Here is a 21,210-nt window from a genome sequence, read left to right as displayed (position 1 = left end):
TACAGCGTCAGCGGCGTCAGTGGGCCGACAGTGGGCCCGACGGCCCCCGGCTCACTGCCGGGACGTATCCGCGGAGGCCGCCGACGGCGCGGTCTGCGTGCCCAGGAGCTCGGCGAGACCCCGCCGGGTCGCGGCGAGAACGACGCGGTCGGTGGGGCGCAGCACGTATTCCGGACGCGGCTCCCAGTTGAGAGCGGGCCCCCGGTCCTCCTTCGTGGCGGCCCCCGGATCGGACTCGCGCTCCTCCGGCGCCGTGGAGTCGATCGCCAGCACCCGCCAGGCGCCGGGCCGGAACGACTCGGCGACCGTACGGCCCTCCAGGTGCGCGTGCCCCGCCACGTCGAGCGCCGCGAACAGCAGCACCTTCCGCTCCACCGGGATCGCGCCGAGCACGTGCCGGCCCATCATCGCCCCGGCGAAGGCCGGCGCCGCGAGCGTCGTGACGCTGCGGCTGCGGGTGAGGGCACGCGGGTGGGCGGCGCGCAGCGTGCGGTAGACGGCGGTCGCGAAGGCGTCGTCGTACAGACGCAGGCTCACCTGGAGGTCCGCCTTTATCGAGCGGGCGTACAGGGCGGACTCCAGGTTGGTGGTGTCGAGGCTGGTGAGGGCGAGCAGGGCGCGCGCCCGGTGCACCTTGGCGGCCTCCAGGACCCCCTCGTCCCGTACGTCGCCGATGACGGTCGGCACCCGCAGGCGGCGGGCGAGCGGGATGCCGCGGGCCTCCGGGTTCTCCTCCACGCACACCACGGGGACGCCGAGTTCGTGCAGCCGGGCGAGGACCCGGGTGCCGATCTTGCCGAGGCCGAGCAGCACGACGTGCCCCGAAAGGCCGCGCGGCGGTCGGCGCAGAGCGGACGCGCTGCGGAAGGTGCCAAGCGCCTCCAGTACCGCCGCCATCAGCACCGGCAGCAGCAGCAACCCGGCGAATCCGGTGAGGAGTTGGATGACCTGACGGGCCGGCGGCTGGCCCATCGCCGGATCGTCGATGGCGAGCAGGTCGAGCAGCGTGAGATAACCGGCGCCCAGCGGATGCGACTCGGTCGTCGCCCACGTGGCGAGCGCCAGACCGAACACGCACACCGCGAGCCCGGCCAGCGTCCAGCGCACCCGGCGCGAGAACAGCTGGCCGAACGGCAGCGTCCGCGCGGCGAGCCGGTGCGGCGGCGCCGCGGACTCCTCCGGCGTGACCGTGTCCAGGATCAGGCTGCCGCGCCCCGTCGTCGTACGGACCGCCTCGTCGTCAGGCAGCAGCAGCGGCTCCTCCTGGCCCGCCCCCGAGGAGTCCGAACCCGCCGTGTCCGTGGGGTCGTTGTTCGACGACGAGAGCAGCGCGAGCGTGCAAAGCCCCGAGGTCGCGAGGCGCCCCCGGACCCGGCCGTCGGGCCCGCGCTCGACCGCGCGCAACAGCAGCCCGTCGGCCTGCACGACCTTGCCGGTCCCCGCCACGGCGGTCGCGGCGAGCGCGGGGGCGGCCGTGTCCGCGTCCGACAGGATGGTCGTGGTGTTGTCGAGGGCCTCCGGATCGAGGCCCGGCTGCGCCAACAGGGCTGCTTGGTCGAGGAGTTGGGCGAGGTGCTGGCCGAGCTTGCGGTCGAAGAGCCGGATGACGAGACGCAGCCGGGGATTGAGGCGGCGGGCCGCGAGCGCGGCGCGGATATTGGTCTCGTCGTCGTCGTGCACCAGGGCCAGCGCGTCCGCCCGCGCCACCCCCGCGTCCGTCAACGCGTCCTCGCCGAGCACCGCGGCCTCCATGACGCGCGGCGTCTGCCCGGCGAGCGAGTCGCCCTCGGACGGCGAGAGCCTGCTCATCGCCGCCTGTACGCGGTTCAGGAGCGCGGCGGCCCGCATCCGGCCGCCGCCTTCCTGGGCGAACTCGCCCGCGGCGCGCGCCGACGGTACGACGATGGTGACCTGGGCGCGGTACAGCTCGCGCAGCTCCGCGGCGAGCCGTTCGGCGAGCGCGTCGTCGCCGCACACGACCATGTGGCGGGGCAGCGGCGTCTGTTGGGCCGCTTGGGGCTGATGTGGTTGATGTGGCTGATGGGGAAGTGACACCGTGTCATGGTGCGTGTTCACGGTGTGTGGCGTCCACCGACTCCGGGGGGCACCTCGTGAAAAACCGGTGGCGGGTGGGTGGTGCCGGTGAGTAGCGTCGTCGGCGTCGTCCACGTCTGCGTGGACGTCGACGTGTGAGTGATCCACGAGCCGTGTGATTCACGAGCTGTGTGATCCACGAGCCGTGTGATTCACGAGCCGTGTGATCCATGAGTCGTGTGATCCATGAGCGGTGTGATCCGCGATCAAGGAGGTGTCGACCGATGGCTGTCGTCGCGACGGGCGCTGCCCGCATCCCGAAGTTCGTCAAGTCCACCTCCGTGGCCACCGGCTGACCTGACCTTTCCGCTTTCGCCGGGGCCACCCTTCGAAGGGTCACCCCTTGTCTTCTCCTGGGTTCACCAGTGCTGCCCTCGTCCCGTACGGCTGGGACGATCACTGGGCGACCGAGTTCGCCCCCTACGCCGAGCGCGGCCTCGTGCCCGGCCGTGTGCTGCGCGTCGACCGCGGGCAGTGCGACCTCGCCACGCCGGAAGGGGTGGTGCGGGCCGACACCGAGTACGTCGTGCCGCGCGACCCCATGAAGGTCATCTGCACCGGCGACTGGGCCGCCGTCGATCCGGACGGCCGCGATCCCCGCTACGTACAGGCATATCTGCCGCGCCGCACCGCCTTCGTGCGGTCCACGTCCTCCAAGCGGTCCGAGGGGCAGATCCTCGCCGCGAACGTGGACCACGCGATCATCGCGGTGTCCCTCGCGGCGGAGCTCGACCTCGGCCGCGTCGAACGGTTCCTGGCGCTTGCCTGGGAATCGGGCGCGCTGCCGTTGGTCGCCCTGACGAAGGCCGACCTCGTGCCCGATCCGGTCGGCCTTTCGTACCTCGTCGCCGATGTCGAGACGGCCGCGCCCGGGGTGCAGGTGCTGCCCGTCAGCGCGCTCGACGGGGGCGGGACGGAGGTGCTGCGGGCGGTGGTCGCCGGTGGTACGTCCGTGCTGCTCGGGCAGTCGGGGGCGGGGAAGTCGACGTTGGCGAACGCGCTGATCGGCGCGGATGTCATGGACGTCAACGCCGTCCGTGACATGGACGGCAAGGGCCGACACACCACGACCACCCGGAACCTGTTCGTGCTGCCGGAGGGTGGCGTGCTCATTGATACGCCGGGGCTGCGTGGGGTTGGGCTGTACGACGCCGAGGGTGGCGTCGGGCAGGTCTTCGCGGAGATCGCGGAGCTGGCGGAGGAGTGCCGGTTCCACGACTGTGCGCACACGGTTGAGCCGGGGTGTGCGGTGCTCGCGGCGTTGGAGGACGGGGCGTTGCACCAGCGGCGGCTGGACAGTTACCGGAAGTTGTCGCGGGAGAACGAGCGGCTTGCGGCGCGGACGGATGCGAGGTTGCGGGCTGATTTGCGGAAGGTGTGGAAGCGGCGCGGGGTCGAGGGGCGGGCCGCCCTCCAAGCCAAACGTGGCCACCTCCCCTAACCCCGGGACTCCGCTGAGAGGCTCGATGAACTCACCCGGCCCTCGTCCTCCTACGCCTCGGGGCTCTGCCCCGGCCCCCGCTGCTCAATCGCCGCAGGGGCTCGATGTGCCCACCGGGCCCTCGTCCTCCTACGCCTCGGGGCTCCGCCCCGGACCCCGCTGCTCAATCGCCGCAGGGGCTCGATGTGCCCACCCGTGGCAATCGGGCCCGGATGATGGCCCGACCGTGGCGGGTGATCGGGCCCGGATGGGCTGCTCGCGGCGATCGGGACCGGATGGCCCGACCGTGGCAATCGGGACCGGATGGGCCGCTCGCGGTGGTTGGGCCCGGAGTGCTCACTTGTGGTGATCGGCGCCCGCGGGCCTCGGGGCCGCCGCCCGCCCATCTCCCACCCACCCGCCCCCTCCGGGGGCGTCGGACCGACGGGGCGCCGCGCCCCAACCTCGGCCAGCCGCCCCCGCCCACGGCTCCCGACCCGTCGCGGTCGACGCCACCCGCCTTGGGCAATCTGCCGCCTGGGGCGGCAGGGTGGGCAAGGCGGCGCACGGTGCCGCGTGCACAGGACGGCCGGCGCCGACCCCGGTACGGGTGGGGCAAGGACCCCGTTACCGGCCGCACCGGTGGCAGGCGTCGCCCCGGTACGGGACGAGGCCCCCGGTACCGGCCGCACCCGCGGCACGCGCCGACCCCGGCACAGGTCAAAGACCCCGGCGCAGGCCGCACCCGCGGCACACCTCGACCCCGGCACAGGCCAAAGACCCCGGCGCAGGCCGCACCCGCGGCACACCTCGCCCCCGGCACAGGTCAAAGACCCCGGCGCAGGCCGCCCCCGCCGCACACCTCGACCCCGGCACAAGGTAAAGGCGGAGCCGTAACACCGGGTCCGATTTCCGCCAGCCCGGTGGCGTGGCCCGGGGGACACTGGGGGCGTGACCATGACCGAGGAAGACACGCGTTACGAGGCCGTACGCAGCCGGGACGCACGTTTCGACGGGGAGTTCTTCTTCGCCGTCGAGACGACCGGGATCTACTGTCGGCCGAGCTGCCCCGCGGTCACCCCGAAGCGGAGCAACGTTCGCTACTACGCCACGGCCGCCGCCGCCCAGGGCTCCGGCTTCCGCGCCTGCCGACGGTGCAGGCCGGACGCCGTGCCCGGATCAGCCGAGTGGAACGTCCGCGCCGACATCGTGGGCCGCGCGATGCGCCTCATCGGCGACGGGATCGTCGACCGGGAGGGCGTCGGCGGGCTCGCCACCCGGCTCGGCTACAGCCCGCGCCAGGTGCAGCGCCAGCTCACCGCCGAACTGGGCGCGGGCCCGGTCGCACTCGCCCGCGCCCAGCGCGCCCACACCGCCCGCATCCTGCTCCAGACGACCCCACTCCCGGTCACGGAGATCGTCTTCGCCGCGGGCTTCGCCAGCGTCCGGCAGTTCAACGACACCATCCGCGAGGTGTACGCCCGCACCCCCACCCAACTGCGCGCCGACGCCCCCGACAAGCACCGCGCCACCGCCCCCGCCGCCGGCATCCCGCTGCGCCTCGCCCACCGCGGCGCCTATCGCGCGGGCCCCGTATTCGACCAGCTCGGACGCGAACTCCTGCCCGGAGTCGAGGAGTTGACCGGCGCCCCCGGCCGGCGTGGCTTCCGGCGCGCGCTGCGACTGCCGTACGGCACCGGCGTCGTACACGTCGACGAAGTCACCCACGACCAGCCCGGCGCACGCGCCGAGCACCGCGGCGGCTGGCTCGACGCCCGCATACAGCTCACCGATCTGCGCGATCTGACCACGGCCGTCGGCCGCCTGCGCCGACTCTTCGACCTCGACGCCGACCCGTACGCCATCGACGAACGCCTCGGCCTCGACCCCCGGCTCGCCCCGCTCGTCGCCGCCCGCCCGGGACTGCGCTCGCCCGGCGCCGCCGACCCCGACGAACTCGCCCTGCGCCTCGTCGCCGGGCCCGCGGAGTCCGCACGCCTCGTCGAGCGGTACGGAAAGCGGCTCGACGCGCCCAGCGGCACCGTCGACCGGCTGTTCCCCGTCCCGGGCGAGCTCGTCGACGAGCCGGGCACGCTCGGCGCGCTCGCCCACGCGCTGCACACCGGCGCGCTCCGCCTCGACCCGGGCGCCGACCGCGACGACGCCGACGCGACGCTGCGCGCGCTGCCCGGCATGCCCCCGCGCACCGCCGCCCTGATCCGGCTGCGCGCCCTGGGCGACCCCGACGTGGGCGTGCCCGGCGAGCATCTCGCCACCGAAGACGCGTGGCGCCCCTGGCGCTCGTACGCGCGTCAACACCTCATCGTAGAAGGACAGTTGTGAGTACCGACGTCATTTACTGCACGACCCTGAACAGTCCGCTCGGGGAGCTGCTGCTCACCTGCGACTCCTCCGGCGCCCTCACCTCCCTCTCCGTCCCCGGCCAGAAGGGCGGCCGGGTCATCGGTGCGGGAGGCAGCGAGTGGGTGCGTGATCCCGGGCGGTTCGTCGAGGCCGAGCGGCAGCTCGACGCCTACTTCGCCGGTGAACTCAAGGAGTTCGAGCTTGAGTTGAGGCCCGAAGGCGGCACCGAGTTCCGGCGGCGGGTCTGGGGCGCGCTCGACGACGTGCCGTACGGGGCCACCACCACGTACGGCGAAGTGGCCGCCCGGATCGGCGCCTCGCGCGCCGCCGTACGGGCCGTCGGCGGCGCGGTCGGCGCCAACCCGCTGCTCATCGTGCGGCCCTGCCACCGGGTGATCGGCGCCGACGGCTCGCTCACCGGGTACGCGGGCGGCATGGAGCGGAAGGTGGAGTTGCTCAAGCTGGAGGGGGCTGTTCGATCCCGGGGCTGAGCGCCACCGCCGCCGCGTACCCCTCCGGCACCCGCACGTCGTGCAGCGTCCAGCCGTCCGGAGCGCCGGGGGAGTCCGCCCGTACGCCCACGTAGTCGCGGTCGGTGCCGCGTGCCAGGCCCGTGCCGAGGCCCTTCAGGTAGGCCTCCTTGCGGACCCAGGCGCGGGCCATCGCGCGCCTGAGCTCCTCCGGTGTGCCGAGGGCCGCCAGTTCGTCGCGCTCGCGCGGGTGCAGCACCGTCGTGAGGTCCGCCGCGACCTCGGCCGAAGGCAGCTCCTCCACATCGGCGCCGACCGGCGCGGAGGCCACCGCCACGAGGGCCAGGTCACCGCTGTGGGAGAGGGAGAAGTGCAGGTCGGGGGCGTCCGCGAGCGCCGGGCGGCCGTGCGGGCCGCCGCAGCCGGGGCAGTCGAGGCGCGTGAACCGTACGTCGCCGGGGGAGCGGCCGAGCCGTTCGCCCAGGACGTCGCGGAGCGCGAGATGCGCGGCGATGTAGCGCACCCGGTGCCGGTCGAGGTGGAAGGCGGCGGCGCGCCGGGTCTCCTCGGCGTCGAGTACCCCGGCCGTGTCCGTGACGTGCGCGTCCCCGGCCGTCGTGACCAGCCACAGCCGCACGGGACCGGCAGCCGGCAACTCCCTCACAGCGTCCATCTGTTCCCCTGCCCCTGCCCCTGCCCCTGTCCCTGCACCTGTGCCGCTCGGGTCTCCTCGACTCGACCGGAAGATCCTACGCGCGGTGCTTCGCCTTCGTCTTCGTCTTCGCCTTCGTCTTCGTCCGCCCGCGCCAGCGCACCACCACGTACGCCACCACCGCGACCACCGCCGCCCCGAGCACCACCTTCGAGAGCACCCCGACGTACTCCTCCACGAGGTCCCACTGATCGCCCAGCCAGTACCCGGTGAGGACGAGTGCCGCGTTCCAGGCCAGTGAGCCGACCGCGGTCAGCGCGAGGAACACCGGGAGCCGCATCCGTTCCACGCCCGCCGGGATCGAGATGAGGCTGCGGAAGATCGGCACCATCCGGCCCAGCAGCACCGCCTTCGTGCCGTGCCGCTGGAACCACGCCTCCGTGCGCTCCAGGTCGGAGACCTTCACCAGCGGGATCCGCGCCCACAGCGCGTACATCCGCTCGCGGCCGATGACCCGGCCGATCCAGTAGAGGACCGCCGCGCCGACGACCGAGCCGAGCGTCGTCCAGGCGATGGCCGAGATCAGCGTGATCGTGCCCATGCTGGCGGCGAAGCCGGTCAGCGGCAGGACGACCTCGCTGGGCAGTGGCGGGAACAGGTTCTCCAGGGCGATCAGGAGTCCGGCCCCCGGGCCGCCGAGGCTGCCGATGAGGTCGGCGGCCCAGCCCGCCAGGCCGCCGGTGGGCTCCGCGGACGCGGCCAGGGTCAGAGAGTGCATGCGAGGTCTGTCTCCAGCGTGGACGATCTCCCAAGAGTAAACGTTCGGCAAAGTCGGCCGACCGGCGCCCTCCGATCGACGCCGCTCAGCCCCAGATCACCGCTCCCAGCCAGGCCCCCACGATCAGCAGGCACGTGAACAGCTCCGCCAGCACGTTCGAGCCGCCCGCCCGCATCGCCGTCCGCGTCGACGCCACCGCGTTCTCGTGGCCCCCGAGCCGCAGCCGCTCCGATACGTAGATCCCGCCGATGAACCCCGGAATCGCCCCGATCACCGGCAGCACGCAGAACCCGACGAGCGCCCCGGCCCCCGCCCAGACCTCCAGGCGCCGGGTCGCGCCCGCCTGCCGGAGCCGGCGCGGCGGCAGTTGCCAGCGCAGCACCTGCGAGGCGAGCAGCACGACGGTGGCGCCGACCAGCACCCCCCAGGCGAGGCCGTTCGGATCCCGCAGCGCCCACACGGCGACCGCGGCCCACACCAGCCATGACCCGGGCACGCCCGGCACCATCACCCCGCACAGGCCGAGCGCCATCACGGAGCCGACCAGCAGGAGTTCCCACGCTCCCATGTCCACAGGGTCCCCCAGCCGCGGCGAAAGCGCAGGTCATCAACGCCTCAATGAGAACTCAGCGGGCGCCTTGGAATCAGTGGATTCAGCGGACTCGGTGGACTCGGTGGACTCGGTGGGCTCAGTGGACTCGGAGGGCTCGGAGGGCTCGGTGGGCTCAGCGGGCTCAGTGGGCTCAGTGGACTCGGTGGGCTCAGCGGGCCACCCAGTCCCGTTCGTACGCGTGCCATCCCAGCTGCAGCCGCGTCGTCACGCCCGCCAGTTCCATCAGCCGCTTCACCCGCCGCTGCACCGTCCGAAGGCCAAGGTCGAGTTGTTTCGCCACGCTGGCGTCGGTGAGGCCCGCGAGGAGCAAGGAGAGGATCTCCAGGTCCAGGCCGTCCGGGCCGTCCGCGTCCGCCTCCGCCACCTCGCCCGCCGCCCCGAGCCGCAGCGGCAGCGCCTGCCGCCACACCGCCTCGAACAGGCCGCTGAGCGTTTCGAGCAGCCCGCTCGCGTGCACCACGAGCGCCGCCGGCTCGGCGGAGCGGCGGGCCAGCGGAACCATGGCGAGCGTCCCGTCGGCGATCACCAGCTTCGTCGGCACCCGGTCCACGACCCGCACCCGCTCGTCCCGGCCGATCGCCGCCGCCAGTTCGGAGAGTCCGGACGGCGTGGCGAGCACCTCGCGTTCGATGACGACGCGGTAGTCGACGCCCCGGCTGACGGCCTGCAGCTCCGCGTCGTTCTCCCCGGCGGTCACCGCGATCGGGTTGCCGGTGACGAGCGCGCACACCTCCTCGGTCGCGCCCAGCTGGATCTGCAGGAACCGCTGCGCCGTGGCCGCCGCCCCGGTCACCACCTCGACCAGGTCGTGCGCCGCGGGCTCGGTGGCCTGCGCCCTGAACTCCTCGGCGAGCAGCGCCGCCGCCAGCTCCGCCTTGTCCAGCTCGTGCCGCCGCTGGGTGAGCAGCGCGCCGAGCGCGACCCCGGGCGGCGCCGCCACCCAGCGGCCGGGTCGGGCCGAGGACTGGGCGGCGAGCCCGTGCTGCTCCAGGCGGCGCAGCGCCCGCTCGGTGTCGTGCTCGGCACGGGTGAGCCGCCGCGCCAGGTCGCGGATGTCGGCCGCGCCCACCGCGACGAGCGCGCGGTACGCCGCCTCGTGCCCCTCGTCCAGACCGATCGCGTCCAGCATGCGCCGATTCCCTCCCCAGTGAACCGCCCGTGTGAACCGCCCGTGCGCTGTTCCAACGCCCCCCGTGGCGGGAAGCGGCCACGGCACATTCCCGCCTCTCCCATCTTCCCTTTACCGGTCGGCACTCTGCCAATGTGGCGCCACCACAGCATCAACACCCGCTGGTAATGCGCCCTTTGGGCCACCTTCTACTTGGGGAGAGCGATCCACTTGGGGAGAGCGATGCGCCCGATATCGCGTGCGGCCCTGGGCACGGCGGTCGCCGTCGCCCTCGCCGTCGGCGCGGCCGTCCCGTCCGGGGCCGCGCAGGGGAGGGCCCCGGACGCCGACCACCGGCCGCTCGTCGGCGGCCCCGCGACGGCCGCCAAGAACTCCGCGGTCACGGTCACCCTGGTCACCGGCGACCGCGTCGCCGTCACCACCGACGCCGAAGGACGGCCCACCGCCACGGCCCTGTCCGCCCCGGACGGGAGCACTCCGCTGCTCCAGACCCGGCAGGCCGGCAAGGACCTGTATGTGTACCCGGACGGCGCCGCGCGGGCGCTCGCCGCAGGCCGCGTCGACGAGGAACTCTTCAACGTCACCGGCCTGATCCGGCAGGGCTACGACGACCAGCACAGCGCGAAGCTGCCGCTCATCGCCACGTACGACACGTCCGTGGACGTCGCCCGCGCCGTGCCCGCCACTCCGCGCGGCGCCGAGCGCGGCCCCGTCCTCGCCCCGGTCGACGGCGTCGCCCTGAAGGCCGACAAGAAGCAGGCCGCCGACTTCTGGGCGGACGTCTCGGCTCCCCGCTCCCGCGCGGCCGGTGACCTGAAGAAGCTGTGGCTCGACGCCAAGGTGACGTCGCTGCTCGCCGACTCCACGAAGCAGGTGCGCGCCGACGAGGCGTGGGCCGCGGGCTACGACGGCAAGGGCACCAAGGTCGCCGTCCTCGACACCGGCGCCGACACCGAACACCCCGACCTCAAGGGGCGGGTGGCCGAGTCGAAGAACTTCACCGACTCCGACACCGCCGAGGACCGCGACGGCCACGGCACCCACACCGCGTCCACCGTCGGCGGCTCCGGCGCCGCGAGCGACGGCAAGGAGAAGGGCGTCGCCCCGGGCGCCACCCTGCTCAACGGCAAGGTCCTCAACGACGGTGGCTCCGGCGCCACTTCATGGATCATCGCCGGGATGCAGTGGGCCGTCGACCAGGACGCCGACGTCGTCTCCATGTCGCTGGGCAACCCCGCCGAACTCGACTGCTCCGACCCCATGGCCCAGGCCACCCAGGAACTCGCCCGCTCGTCGAAGAACACCCTCTTCGTCATCGCGGCCGGCAACTCCGGCCCGCGCACGAACACGGTGTCCTCGCCCGGCTGCGTCCCCGAAGTGCTCACCGTCGGCGCCGTCGACAGCGCCGACGCGACCGCGAGTTTCGCCAGCCGGGGCCCCGTCCAGCGCACCCACACCCTCAAGCCGGAGATCGCCGCGCCCGGCGTCGCCATCAAGGCGGCGGCAGCGGGCGGCCGGGGCGTCTACGCGTACCGGTCCATGAGCGGTACGTCGATGGCGACACCGCACGTCGCGGGCGCCGCCGCCCTCGTCAAGCAGCGCCACCCCGACTGGGACGCGGCCCGGCTCAAGCAGGCGCTCGTCGCGTCCGCCGACGCCGACATCCCCGGCGACGTACGCGAGACAGGCGGCGGCCGACTCGACGCGAAGGCCGCCGTCGACCAGCAGGTCCTCGGCGCGGACGCCGTGCAGGGCGGCGCCTTCGACTGGCCGCAGAGCCGCGACGACCGCACCACGGTCCAGGTTCCGTACACCAACACCACTGACAAGGCGGTGCAGTTGGGGCTTGCCGTCGACGCGGTGACGGGCAACGACGGCTCCGCCGTGAAGTCGCCCGTCGCCCGGCTCGGCGCCCGCACGGTCACCGTCCCCGCGGGCGGCACCGCCCAGGTCCCGCTGACCGTCGACCCGTCGGCGTACCTCAAGCAGGCCCAGTACGGCGACGTCACGGGCCGCGTCCTCGCCACGGGACCCGGCGGCACCCACCTCACCACCCCCTTCTCCCTCTACGTCCAGCCGGAGACGGTCACCCTCCGCGTCAAGGTCGTCGACCGCCGGGGCGAACCGGCCACCGGAGCCTCCTCGATCGACCTCGTCGGCACCGACGACGCGTCCGGCGAGCGGCGCGTGAACGACGCGGCTGCTGAGCAGACGTACCAGGTCAGGCGCGGTGCGTACGCCCTGTCCGCGTTCGTCGCGACCCCGGCCGCCGAGGGCACGCTCGTCGACTCGGCGACCTTCATGGCCCGCCCGCAGCTGAACCTCACCAAGGACACCACCGTCGTCCTCGACGCCCGCGAGGCCCACAAGTTGAGCGTGCGGACGACCGACCGGGACAGCGAGATCCGCGGCGCCACCCTCGGATTCGCCCGCACCTTCGGAAAGGACAACTGGCTGCACGCCGCCAGCATCCAGGGCTCGCGCACCGTGCGCGGCTACTACGCCGACGTGCGCGGCCAAGTCCGCGACGGAGACTTCGAGTTCGCCAGCTTCTGGCGTGCCGCCGCGCCGCAGATCAGCGAGTTCGGCGTGGTGGGCGGCGGCCCTGAGCTGCACCCGGTGACCGGCTCCACGAACTCCTCGAACCTCGACGGCGCGGGTACCGCCGAGATCGTCTCGGCCGGATCCGGTACGGCGGCCGAACTCGGCGCGGCCAAGGGCAGGTTGGCGCTGGTGAAGCTGCCCGAGGGCGGATCCGCGAGCGCGGTCGCGCAGGCCGCGGTCAAAGCGGGCGTCAAGGCGGTCGTGCTGTACCGGGAGGCCGCGGGCCGCTGGTACCCGGCGGTCGGCTTCGTCGGCGCGCCGATACCGGTGCTGGCCCTGGAGGCGGCCGAGGGAGGGGAGTTGGCGGCGCGGATCGCGGCGGGCACGACCACGACGCTGCGCTGGAAGGCCACGGCCAAGAGCCCGTACGTCTACACGCTCGCCTTCCCCGAGACCGGCCAACTCCGCGCCGAGCGCACCTACCGGGTCGCGGACCGGTCCCTCGCCACGAACACGGCCACGTACCGGGCGATGGGCGCCGCGACCGACTACGTCGACCTGCCGTCGGTGACCCGCCCCAGCGGCCTGACCACCTCCTTCGGGGACATCGCCCTCGTCGCCGCGCCGTCCACCCGCACCGAGCTGTACTCGCCCGGCGCCACCGGCTACGGCCACCAGGTGTCCAGCAGTTTCCCCTGGGGCGAGTTCATGATCGACCCCGTGCGGACGTACGAGAAGGGGGAGACCCGCGCCGAGAAGTGGTACGGCGGCGCGATGGCGCCCACGGCGCCGCTCGACAGCGCGGGCGGGCAGGCACTCGCCGCGGAACGCCAGGGCAACCTGATCGGCGTCGCGCCCGGATTCTGGGGTGACGGCCAACACCTGGGCGTCCAGGGCTCGTTCGGAGACATCGGCAACGTGGAGCTGAAGCGGAACGGTGAGACCGTCGGGCGCAACGGCTGGCCGTACGGCGTCTTTACGGTCCCGCCCGCCGACGCGACGTACGAACTCACCCTGAACACGGCCAAGTTGAACAGCTCCAAGACCTGGCTGCGCTCCCCGTCGACCTCCACCACGTGGTCGTTCCGCTCGCACCTGGACGAGTCCGTCCACTCCCAGGGCATCCCGCTCCTCTTCCCGCGCATGACGTTCCCCGAGGACGACATGAAGACCCTCGCGGCGCGCGACGGCCAGCGGATCGCCCTGACGGCGACGGGCCACGCGGGCTACGAGCCGGGCGCCCTGACGGAGGCCGCGCTCTCCTACTCGTACGACGGCGGCGAGACCTGGACCGAGGCGGTGACCTCGCGTACGGGCGGGACGTGGACGGCGACCGTCGACCACGCGGGCGCCTCCGGCAAGCCGGTCACCCTCAAGGTCCGCCTGACCGACAGCAAGGGCAACGCGGTCACGCAGACCGTGACCCGGGCGTACGACGTGCGCTAGTTCGGACCCTCACCCGATCCGGTTCGCCGGGGCTTCCGGTGGACCGGATCGGGTGACGGATTTTCCCGATGCGCCATTTTCGTACGGCCCGAGACGTGGACAATAAGGGCATGAGTCAACAGGGGGAGAGGCACACCGGCCGCCAGGACCAAGAGGACGACTGGTGGGGGAAGTTGTACGAGGACGAGGCCGCCGCCAAGGACACCGGCCCCACCCCGGCACCGGACACCCTGGACGACCGCTTCAGCTCGGCCGGAGCGGTGGCCTCCGGCCTCCACCGGGACGCGTCCCCGCCCGCGCCCGGGGCCGCGCCGGACGGGGCGCCGGCACCGGATGCGTCCCCACCCGCACCGGAGCCGTCTGCGGTGTCGCCACCCCGCCCGGAGGCGCCACCGCCCCCGTCCGAACCCGCTCCACTTGCCGCGCAGGTGCCCCCGCCCCGGGAAGCGCCGCCCGTGCCCGAACCCCGGCGGGAAGCGGTGCCGCCCCTGTCGGAGGTGTCGGTGCCTTCACCGGACGCGCCCCTGCCGGAGGTGCCGCCGGACGTGCCGCGGCGTGAAGCCGAGCCGCAGGTGTTGTCGCGTCCCGCGTACGTCGGGGACGGGCCGCCCACCTACGATCCCGAGCCGAGTGCGCTGCCGGCCGCGGATCCGGAGGGGTTGGAGGGGCTGGTCGCGGACACCGTGTTGGATGGGGCGCGGTGCGGGGCGTCGACGTTGCGGGCGGTGTCCGTGCGGGGAGACTCCGCGCGGTACCGGGGGGAGGCGCGGCGGGACAGTCTGATCGTCGCGCGGTTCGGCAGCGGGCCGAGCGCGCTGATCCTCGTGGCGATGGCCACCGGCGCCCGCGCGGTGCCCGGCGCGCACCGGGCCGCCGCCGAGGCCTGCGAGTGGATCGGCCGGGCCGTGGGGCTCAGCCACAAGCGGCTCGCGGAGGACGTGCGGGCGGGGCGCCGGGGCGATCTGAAGTCCGGGCTGCACCGGCTCACCGACCGCAGCCTCGGCAAGCTGCGGGCCGGCGCCACCGAACAGGGCCTCGACCCGGAGGAGTACGCGGCGACGCTCCGGTGCCTGCTGCTGCCCGCCGACCCGGCCTGCCGCACCCGCGTGTTCTTCGGCGTCGGCGGTGGCGGCCTGTTCCGGCTGCGGGACGGCGAGTGGCGGGACATAGAGCCGAGCGTGCCGGAGCGGAGCGCGGGCGCTCCCGTCGTCGGGTTCGGGTCCTCGGCGCCGGCGGAGGAGGAGGCCCCGGATGTCGACCAGCTCACCATGGACCTCAACATCACCACCCCGCCGAGCCCGTACGAGCCCGCGCCCCCGCCACCCCGCGACGCCTTCCGGTTCCGCGCCTCGGTCGCCCGACCGGGGGACACGCTGCTGCTCTGCTCACCGGGCCTCGCCGAACCGCTGCGCGGCGAGCCGGCCCTCGCCGCGCACCTGGCCACCAGGTGGGCGGACGCCGATCCACCGGGCCTCGCCGACTTCCTCGCGGACGCCCAGGTCCGCGTGAAGGGATACGCCGACGACAGAACCGCCGCGGCCGTCTGGGAGGCGTGAGCACGCCCCGTATGAATTCATGGAACCCGGAAGAAACACGCAAAAACGCGAAGAAGCGCGAAGCAAGCGCGAAGCAACGCAGAGACCGGGTTCCGAAGGGCGCGTGAGTCATGGCCAAGCAGAACGTCGCCGAGCAGTTCGTCGACATCCTCGTCCGCGCGGGCGTCGAGCGCATGTACGGAGTCGTGGGCGACAGCCTCAACCCGGTCGTCGACGCGATCCGGCGCAACGACGCGATCGACTGGGTGCACGTCCGGCACGAGGAGACCGCCGCCTTCGCCGCGGGCGCGGAGGCGCAGGTCACCGGCAAGATGACGGCCTGCGCCGGCTCCTGCGGGCCCGGCAATCTGCACCTCATCAACGGGCTCTACGACGCCCACCGCTCCATGGCCCCGGTCCTCGCCCTCGCCTCGCACATCCCCTCCAGCGAGATCGGCCTCGGCTTCTTCCAGGAGACCCACCCCGACCGGCTGTTCTCCGAGTGCTCGCACTACAGCGAGATGATCTCCAGCCCGAAGCAGATGCCGCGCGTCCTGCAGACCGCCATCCAGAACGCCGTAGGACAGTCCGGCGTCAGCGTCGTGACACTGCCCGGCGACGTCGCCGACGAGCCCGCCCCCGAGGGCTCCACGGAGACCGCGATCGTCACGTCCCGGCCCAGCATCCGCCCCGGCGACGCCGAGATCGAGAAGCTGGTGGAGCTGATCGACGAGGCCGGCAAGGTCACCCTGTTCTGCGGCAGCGGCACCGCCGGCGCGCACGCCGAGGTCATGGAGTTCGCCGAGAAGATCAAGTCCCCGGTCGGCCACGCGCTGCGCGGCAAGGAGTGGATCCAGTACGACAACCCGTACGACGTCGGCATGAGCGGCCTGCTCGGGTACGGGGCCGCGTACGAGGCCACCCACGAGTGCGACCTGCTGATCCTCCTCGGCACCGACTTCCCGTACAACGCGTTCCTGCCGCAGAAGGACGTGAAGATCGTCCAGGTCGACGTGCGGCCCGAACACCTCGGCAGGCGCTCGAAGTTGGACCTCGCGGTGTGGGGCGACGTACGCGAGACGCTGCGCTGCCTCACCCCGCGCGTGAAGCCGAAGTCGAACCGCAAGTTCCTCGACCGGATGCTGAAGAAGCACGCCGACGCGCTCGAAGGCGTCGTGAAGGCGTACACGAGGAAAGTCGAGAAGCACACGCCGATCCATCCCGAGTACGTCGCGTCCGTCCTCGACGAACTCGCCGCCGACGACGCCGTGTTCACGGTCGACACCGGCATGTGCAATGTGTGGGCCGCCCGCTACATCTCGCCCAACGGACGGCGCCGCGTCATCGGCTCGTTCTCGCACGGCTCCATGGCGAACGCGCTGCCGATGGCCATCGGCGCCCAGTTCACCGACCGCGAGCGGCAGGTCGTCTCCATGTCGGGGGACGGCGGGTTCTCGATGCTGATGGGCGACTTCCTCACCCTCGTCCAGTACGACCTGCCGGTGAAGGTCGTCCTCTTCAACAACTCCTCTTTGGGAATGGTCGAGTTGGAGATGCTGGTGGCCGGCCTCCCCTCGTACGGCACCACCAACAAGAACCCCGACTTCGCCTCGATCGCGCGCGCCGCGGGTGCCTACGGAGTCCGCGTCGAGAAGCCGAAGCAGCTCGCGGGCGCGCTGAAGGACGCCTTCAAGCACAAGGGCCCGGCGCTCGTCGACGTCGTCACCGACCCCAACGCGCTGTCCATCCCGCCGAAGATCAGCGCCGAGATGGTCACGGGCTTCGCCCTGTCCGCCTCGAAGATCGTCCTCGACGGCGGCGTGGGCCGCATGGTGCAGATGGCCCGCTCCAACCTGCGCAACATGCCGCGGCCTTAACATCCGGCCCCGCCGGACGCGTGGAGGCGCGCCGGTCGGCCGTCCGGGTGGACTGGCCTTCCGCACCGATCGGAGGCATGGCCGGCGCGGAAGTGATCTGGGGTGACCCTCACACCGTTTCCCCAGAAAGGTCCGTGACCCGCATGACCGCTTACCGTCGCGCCACCACCGTGGCCGTCGCCGTCCTGCTCACCTCCGGCCTCACCGCCCCCGTGGCGCTCGCGGCCACTCCCGAGCGTGCCCCCGCCGCCAGCACCCAGGCGCCGGCGGACACCACTGTCGTCAGCGACGGTCTGCTGCGTCTGGACCTGGCCGCGGCTCTCGACCTCGACGCCCACGGCGTGAGCGTCGCCGCCGTCGGCGGAGCGGCCGCCGCCGCGGACGTGTCCAGCATCGACGCCGACGCCGGGGTGGTTCTCAGCGTCGCCTCCGGCAGCAACATCCAGCACGACCACGGCAGGCTCACCGGCGGCACGATCAACCTCGCCGGCGGTCTTCAGCTCAGAAAGGCCGACCGGACGGTCGCGATCACCAATCTGAGGGTCGACGTCCGTACGGGCGTGGTCCACGCCAGGGTCGGCGCCCAAGGGAACGTCGCGATCGGCTCCGTGGACCTCAGTGACGCCGAGGTCGTCCAGTCGCACGAGGGCTCGACGCGCGCCGTCCTCAACCTCGGCGGCGGCTCGATGCGGCTCAACAGCGCCGTGGTCTCCCGGATCGACGCGGACCTCGGCACCTCCCTGGCCGCCGATGTCGACCTCGACGCGGGGGTCGACGTCGACGCCGACCTCGCTGCCGAGGTGAACGTCGACGCCGGCCTGGCCGCCGTCCTCGACATCGACCTGGACGCCCTCCTCGACCTCGACGTGGGTCTGGGGATTCACCTGCTGTAGGCGCGGTACGCGCCGCCGGTGCCCGGTCCCGCCTTCCGCGGGGCCGGGCATCCGCGCGTACGGGACCGGATCACACCGGCCGCAGCCGCAGCGTCAGGATCTGGAACGGGCGCAGCGACAGGGCGAGTCCGGCGGCGGAGGTGTCGGCGGCGCGCAGCGGGCGCTCCAGGAGATCCGTCTCGTCGGCGCCCGCCACCGGGAACGCCGCCGTGAGCGTGGCCTTCGCGCGCCCGCCCCGCGACTCGTACAGCCGCACCACGACATCCCCGCTCCGGTCCTCCGCGAGCTTCACGGACTCCACCGTCACCGCCGGGTTGTCGACCGTGACCAGCGGCGTCACGGCGGCCGGAGCGGGAGCGATCCGCAGCGGCAGGTTCAGTGCGAGGCCCTCCGCCACCGCGTCACCGGTGCTCGCGCCCGGGAGCAGCGCGTACGTGAAGCGGTGCGTGCCCAGGTCCGTCTCCGGGTCGGGGGAGTGCGGGGCGCGAAGGAGGGTCAACCGGACGTTCGTACCGAGGACTTCGCCGTTCCCGGTTACGTGCTCGGTGCGGGTCACGTCGTGGCCGTACGTGGAGTCGTTGAGCAGCGCGACCCCGTAGCCGTCCTCCGCGACACGCAGCCAGCGGTGGGCGCAGATCTCGTAACGGGCCGCGTCCCAGCCGGTGTTGGCGTGCGTAGGCCGGTTCACGTGGCCGAACTGGATCTCGGCGGAGGACCGCTCGGCGTGCACGTCCAGCGGGAACGCCGCCTTGAGGACCTTCTCCGACTCCTGCCAGTCGACGTCCGTGACCACCTCAAGGCGCCTGCTGCCCGCCGCGAGCCGGTACTCCTGCGTGATTCGGGACTTCCCGAAGGAGCGGGTGACGCGGACGGAGACGCGCAGCGGGCCCTCCTCGACCAGCTCCACCGACTCGGCCCCGGTGAGGTCGGTGCGGGTGTGCCGGTAGTGGGCGTCCAGGTCCCAGGCGTCGTACTGGGTGGGGTGGTCGGGGTGCAGCTGGAGCAGGTTCCCGCGGGTTCCGGGGGCGAGGGTCTCGCGGCCGCCGTGCGCCAAGTCCCGTACGGAGGTGAGGAGTCCGTCGCTGTCGACGGTGACGGTGAGGTGTTCATTCGCGAGGACGATGGAGTCCGTCTCGCGGGTCGCCGCCGCGTGCGCCCCCGGTCCGCGCGTGTGCCCGGCGGCCTCGGCGAGGGAGCGGGCGCCGAGCCCGTCGACGTTCACATGCACCAACCGGACGTCGTGCGCGACGACTTCACTGCGCGGGTACGGGGAGGCGTTGAGGGCGGACGGCTCCGTGCCACCCAGGCGGCGTACGGCATCGGACGTGATCTCGTCGAGTTCCGCGAGGACCTGGGCGTACGTCTCGCGGGCCTCGCGGTGTACCCAGGCGATCGAGGAGCCCGGCAGGATGTCGTGGAACTGGTGCAGCAGCACCGTCTTCCAGATCCGGTCCAGGGCGTCGTACGGGTAGGCGTACGACGGGTCGTGCAGGGCGGCGGCCGTGCACCACAACTCGGCCTCGCGCAGGGCGTGTTCGCAGCGGCGGTTGCCCTGCTTCGTCTTCGCCTGCGTGGTGTACGTGGCGCGGTGCATCTCCAGGTACAGCTCGCCGGACCAGACCGGGGCCCGCTCGCCGTACTCCTCGTACGCCGCCTCGAAGAACGCGGCCGGCTTCTCGATGTCGACCCTGGGGGAGCCCTCAAGGGACCTGAGGCGGCGCGCCTTCTCCAGCATCTCGCGGGTCGGACCGCCCCCGCCGTCGCCCCAGCCGAACGGCACGAGGGAGCGGTTCGATGCGCCCTTCTCCGCGAAGTTCCGCTCCGCGCGGGCCAGTTCGGCGGCGTGGAACTGTGCGTTGTACGTGTCCACGGGCGGGAAGTGGGTGAAGACGCGGGTGCCGTCGATGCCCTCCCACCAGAACGTGTGGTGCGGCATCTTGTTCGTCTGGTTCCAGCTCAGCTTCTGCGTCAGGAACCACTTCGCGCCCGCGAGCTTCGCCAACTGCGGGAACGCGGCGGTGTATCCGAAGGAGTCCGGCAGCCAGATCTCCTCCGTCTCCACGCCCAGCTCGTCCATGAAGAACCGCTTGCCGTGGACGAGTTGCCGGGCCAGCGCCTCGCCGCCCGGCATATTGGCGTCCGATTCCACCCACATCGAGCCGACCGGCGCCCAATTCCCGTCCGCCACGGCCTTCTTGATGCGCTCCCAGATGTGCGGCTGGTGCTCCTTCACCCAGGCGTACTGCTGCGCCTGCGAGCACGCGAAGACCAGCTCCGGATAGTCGCGGGCGAGCGCCGTGACGTTCGCGAAGGTCCTGGACGCCTTGCGGACCGTCTCGCGCAGCGGCCACAGCCACGCCGAGTCGATGTGCGCGTGCCCGGCCGCCGACACCCGGTGCGCGCTCGCGTGCGCGGGCCGGGCGAGGGCCTCGGCCAGCTCGGCGCGGCCCGCCGACGCCGTACCGGACACGTCGTGCAGATCGAGCGCGTCCAGCATCCGCTCAAGGGCGCGCAGGATGTCGTGCCGCCTGCCCCGGTCGCCCTCCAGCTCGCCCATCAACTCCGAGAGCACCTCGACGTCGAGCACGAGGTGCCAGACCTCCTCGTCGAGTACGGCCAAGTCGGCAGCGCGGAATCGGTAGTTGGGGCGATCCCCTGCGGTCAGTACGTCACCGAGAAGGGTCGGTTCGAAGTCCCGCAGCACCGTCGGATTGGCCGCCGCTTCGAGCAGCAGACTCACCGGCTCCCCACCGGTGGCACGCGCGGCGACCGTCAGATGCCGGTTGCGCGGATGGATGCCCTTGAGGGGGACACCGGACGCGTCGTACAGCAGCCCCTCCGCCTGGAACCCGGGACCCTGCCCACTGAACCCGGGGTCGACGACCACCTCGACGTGCCGCCCCGCCCACTCCTCGGGCACCCGTCCCTGAAGGCGGAACCAGCTGGTGGACCACGGCTTTCCCCACGCGGTGCCGGGTTCGAACGGCTCGTACGTGCCCTCCAGGGCCTCGGCCACGGGCACCGGTTCGCCCGGCGCGTGCCACACGCTCATGCTCAGCGGCACCCGCGCCCCGTACTGCGCGGGCCGCACGAACTGGCGCATCGCCCGGTCGAGTCGGCCTTCCACGAGGTGTCGGTCGTCGTGCACGGCGGCTCCTCCAGTGCTTGTCCCCGGCGTCGTCCCCACGCTTCCTTCCCCGACACGATGCCGGGCACCCCCAGTAAATGGTGGAGCAATCAACAAGCGTGTCGATCAGGCAGCGGGGCATCCATCCCCGTGTACGCGTTCGAAGAACAGGCCGAGTGGCAAGCAGGGGTCAAGCCAGGAAGGCATCGGAGATCGGCGTGTGGGCGGGGGTCATGAAGCGGCAGTCACGAGGGGGCGCCCGAATGGG

13 protein-coding genes are annotated in these 21,210 nt (G+C 72.7%); 7 read left to right on the top strand and 6 right to left on the bottom strand.

Features of this window, described 5'->3' with window-relative positions:
- Nucleotides 1-51: 51 nt before the first annotated feature.
- Nucleotides 52-1,983: a TrkA family potassium uptake protein gene (locus tag RBJ65_RS09215; RefSeq protein ID WP_306321661.1), complete on the bottom strand. Its 1,932-nt coding sequence runs from the start codon at nucleotides 1,981-1,983 to the stop codon at nucleotides 52-54.
- A 454-nt stretch (nucleotides 1,984-2,437) separates the two neighbouring features.
- On the opposite strand from RBJ65_RS09215, the gene rsgA reads away from it, so the two are divergent.
- The 3 genes from rsgA to RBJ65_RS09200 all read left to right on the top strand — a co-directional run bounded on the left by rsgA (nucleotide 2,438) and on the right by RBJ65_RS09200 (nucleotide 6,369).
- Nucleotides 2,438-3,535 carry a ribosome small subunit-dependent GTPase A gene (gene rsgA / locus RBJ65_RS09210; RefSeq protein WP_306321568.1) on the top strand — a complete coding sequence of 366 codons (1,098 nt, stop codon included), beginning with the start codon at nucleotides 2,438-2,440 and terminating at the stop codon, nucleotides 3,533-3,535.
- Between the two features lie 936 nt (nucleotides 3,536-4,471).
- Nucleotides 4,472-5,857, top strand: coding sequence for a DNA-3-methyladenine glycosylase 2 family protein (locus tag RBJ65_RS09205; RefSeq protein WP_306321567.1), 1,386 nt, complete (start codon nucleotides 4,472-4,474; stop codon nucleotides 5,855-5,857).
- Nucleotides 5,854-6,369 carry a methylated-DNA--[protein]-cysteine S-methyltransferase gene (locus tag RBJ65_RS09200; protein WP_306321566.1) on the top strand — a complete coding sequence of 172 codons (516 nt, stop codon included), beginning with the start codon at nucleotides 5,854-5,856 and terminating at the stop codon, nucleotides 6,367-6,369. The genes RBJ65_RS09205 and RBJ65_RS09200 overlap by 4 nt, the downstream gene beginning before the upstream one ends.
- On the opposite strand, the gene RBJ65_RS09195 is transcribed toward RBJ65_RS09200, so the two are convergent.
- From RBJ65_RS09195 to RBJ65_RS09180, 4 genes are all read right to left on the bottom strand, one after another.
- Entirely contained in the window at nucleotides 6,335-7,021 is a 687-nt protein-coding gene (locus tag RBJ65_RS09195) for a 4'-phosphopantetheinyl transferase superfamily protein (protein WP_306321565.1), read from the bottom strand. The two genes, RBJ65_RS09200 and RBJ65_RS09195, sit on opposite strands and share 35 nt — an antisense overlap.
- Before the next feature lie 76 nt (nucleotides 7,022-7,097).
- Nucleotides 7,098-7,778, bottom strand: a complete 681-nt coding sequence (locus tag RBJ65_RS09190; protein ID WP_306321564.1) for a DedA family protein — start codon at nucleotides 7,776-7,778, stop codon at nucleotides 7,098-7,100.
- An 85-nt stretch (nucleotides 7,779-7,863) separates the two neighbouring features.
- The gene (locus RBJ65_RS09185; RefSeq protein ID WP_306321563.1) at nucleotides 7,864-8,346 is read right to left on the bottom strand and encodes a DUF456 domain-containing protein; all 483 of its coding nucleotides are present in this window, start codon (nucleotides 8,344-8,346) and stop codon (nucleotides 7,864-7,866) included.
- A gap of 193 nt (nucleotides 8,347-8,539) precedes the next feature.
- On the bottom strand, nucleotides 8,540-9,520 hold the full coding sequence (locus RBJ65_RS09180) for a helix-turn-helix domain-containing protein (RefSeq protein WP_306321562.1): 981 nt from the start codon (nucleotides 9,518-9,520) through the stop codon (nucleotides 8,540-8,542).
- Nucleotides 9,521-9,742: 222 nt separating this feature from the next.
- Between RBJ65_RS09180 and RBJ65_RS09175 the strand changes: the two genes are divergently transcribed.
- The 4 genes from RBJ65_RS09175 (at nucleotide 9,743) to RBJ65_RS09160 (ending at nucleotide 17,815) form a co-directional block, all read left to right on the top strand.
- On the top strand, nucleotides 9,743-13,510 hold the full coding sequence (locus RBJ65_RS09175) for a S8 family serine peptidase (protein ID WP_306321561.1): 3,768 nt from the start codon (nucleotides 9,743-9,745) through the stop codon (nucleotides 13,508-13,510).
- Between the two features lie 110 nt (nucleotides 13,511-13,620).
- The gene (locus tag RBJ65_RS09170; RefSeq protein ID WP_306321560.1) at nucleotides 13,621-15,066 is read left to right on the top strand and encodes a protein phosphatase 2C domain-containing protein; all 1,446 of its coding nucleotides are present in this window, start codon (nucleotides 13,621-13,623) and stop codon (nucleotides 15,064-15,066) included.
- Between the two features lie 110 nt (nucleotides 15,067-15,176).
- Nucleotides 15,177-16,922, top strand: a complete 1,746-nt coding sequence (locus RBJ65_RS09165; protein ID WP_306321559.1) for a pyruvate dehydrogenase — start codon at nucleotides 15,177-15,179, stop codon at nucleotides 16,920-16,922.
- 143 nt (nucleotides 16,923-17,065) lie between these two features.
- Nucleotides 17,066-17,815, top strand: a complete 750-nt coding sequence (locus tag RBJ65_RS09160; RefSeq protein WP_306321558.1) for a hypothetical protein — start codon at nucleotides 17,066-17,068, stop codon at nucleotides 17,813-17,815.
- Nucleotides 17,816-17,885: 70 nt separating this feature from the next.
- On the opposite strand, the gene RBJ65_RS09155 is transcribed toward RBJ65_RS09160, so the two are convergent.
- On the bottom strand, nucleotides 17,886-20,963 hold the full coding sequence (locus RBJ65_RS09155; RefSeq protein WP_306321557.1) for a glycoside hydrolase family 38 C-terminal domain-containing protein: 3,078 nt from the start codon (nucleotides 20,961-20,963) through the stop codon (nucleotides 17,886-17,888).
- Nucleotides 20,964-21,210 lie beyond the last annotated feature (247 nt).

Origin of the sequence: Streptomyces sp. KL109B (genome assembly GCF_030766935.1) — a bacterium.
Taxonomy (GTDB): domain Bacteria; phylum Actinomycetota; class Actinomycetes; order Streptomycetales; family Streptomycetaceae; genus Streptomyces.
The sequence above is the reverse complement of the archived record's forward strand: the minus strand, read 5'-3'. Positions and strand labels throughout refer to the sequence as shown.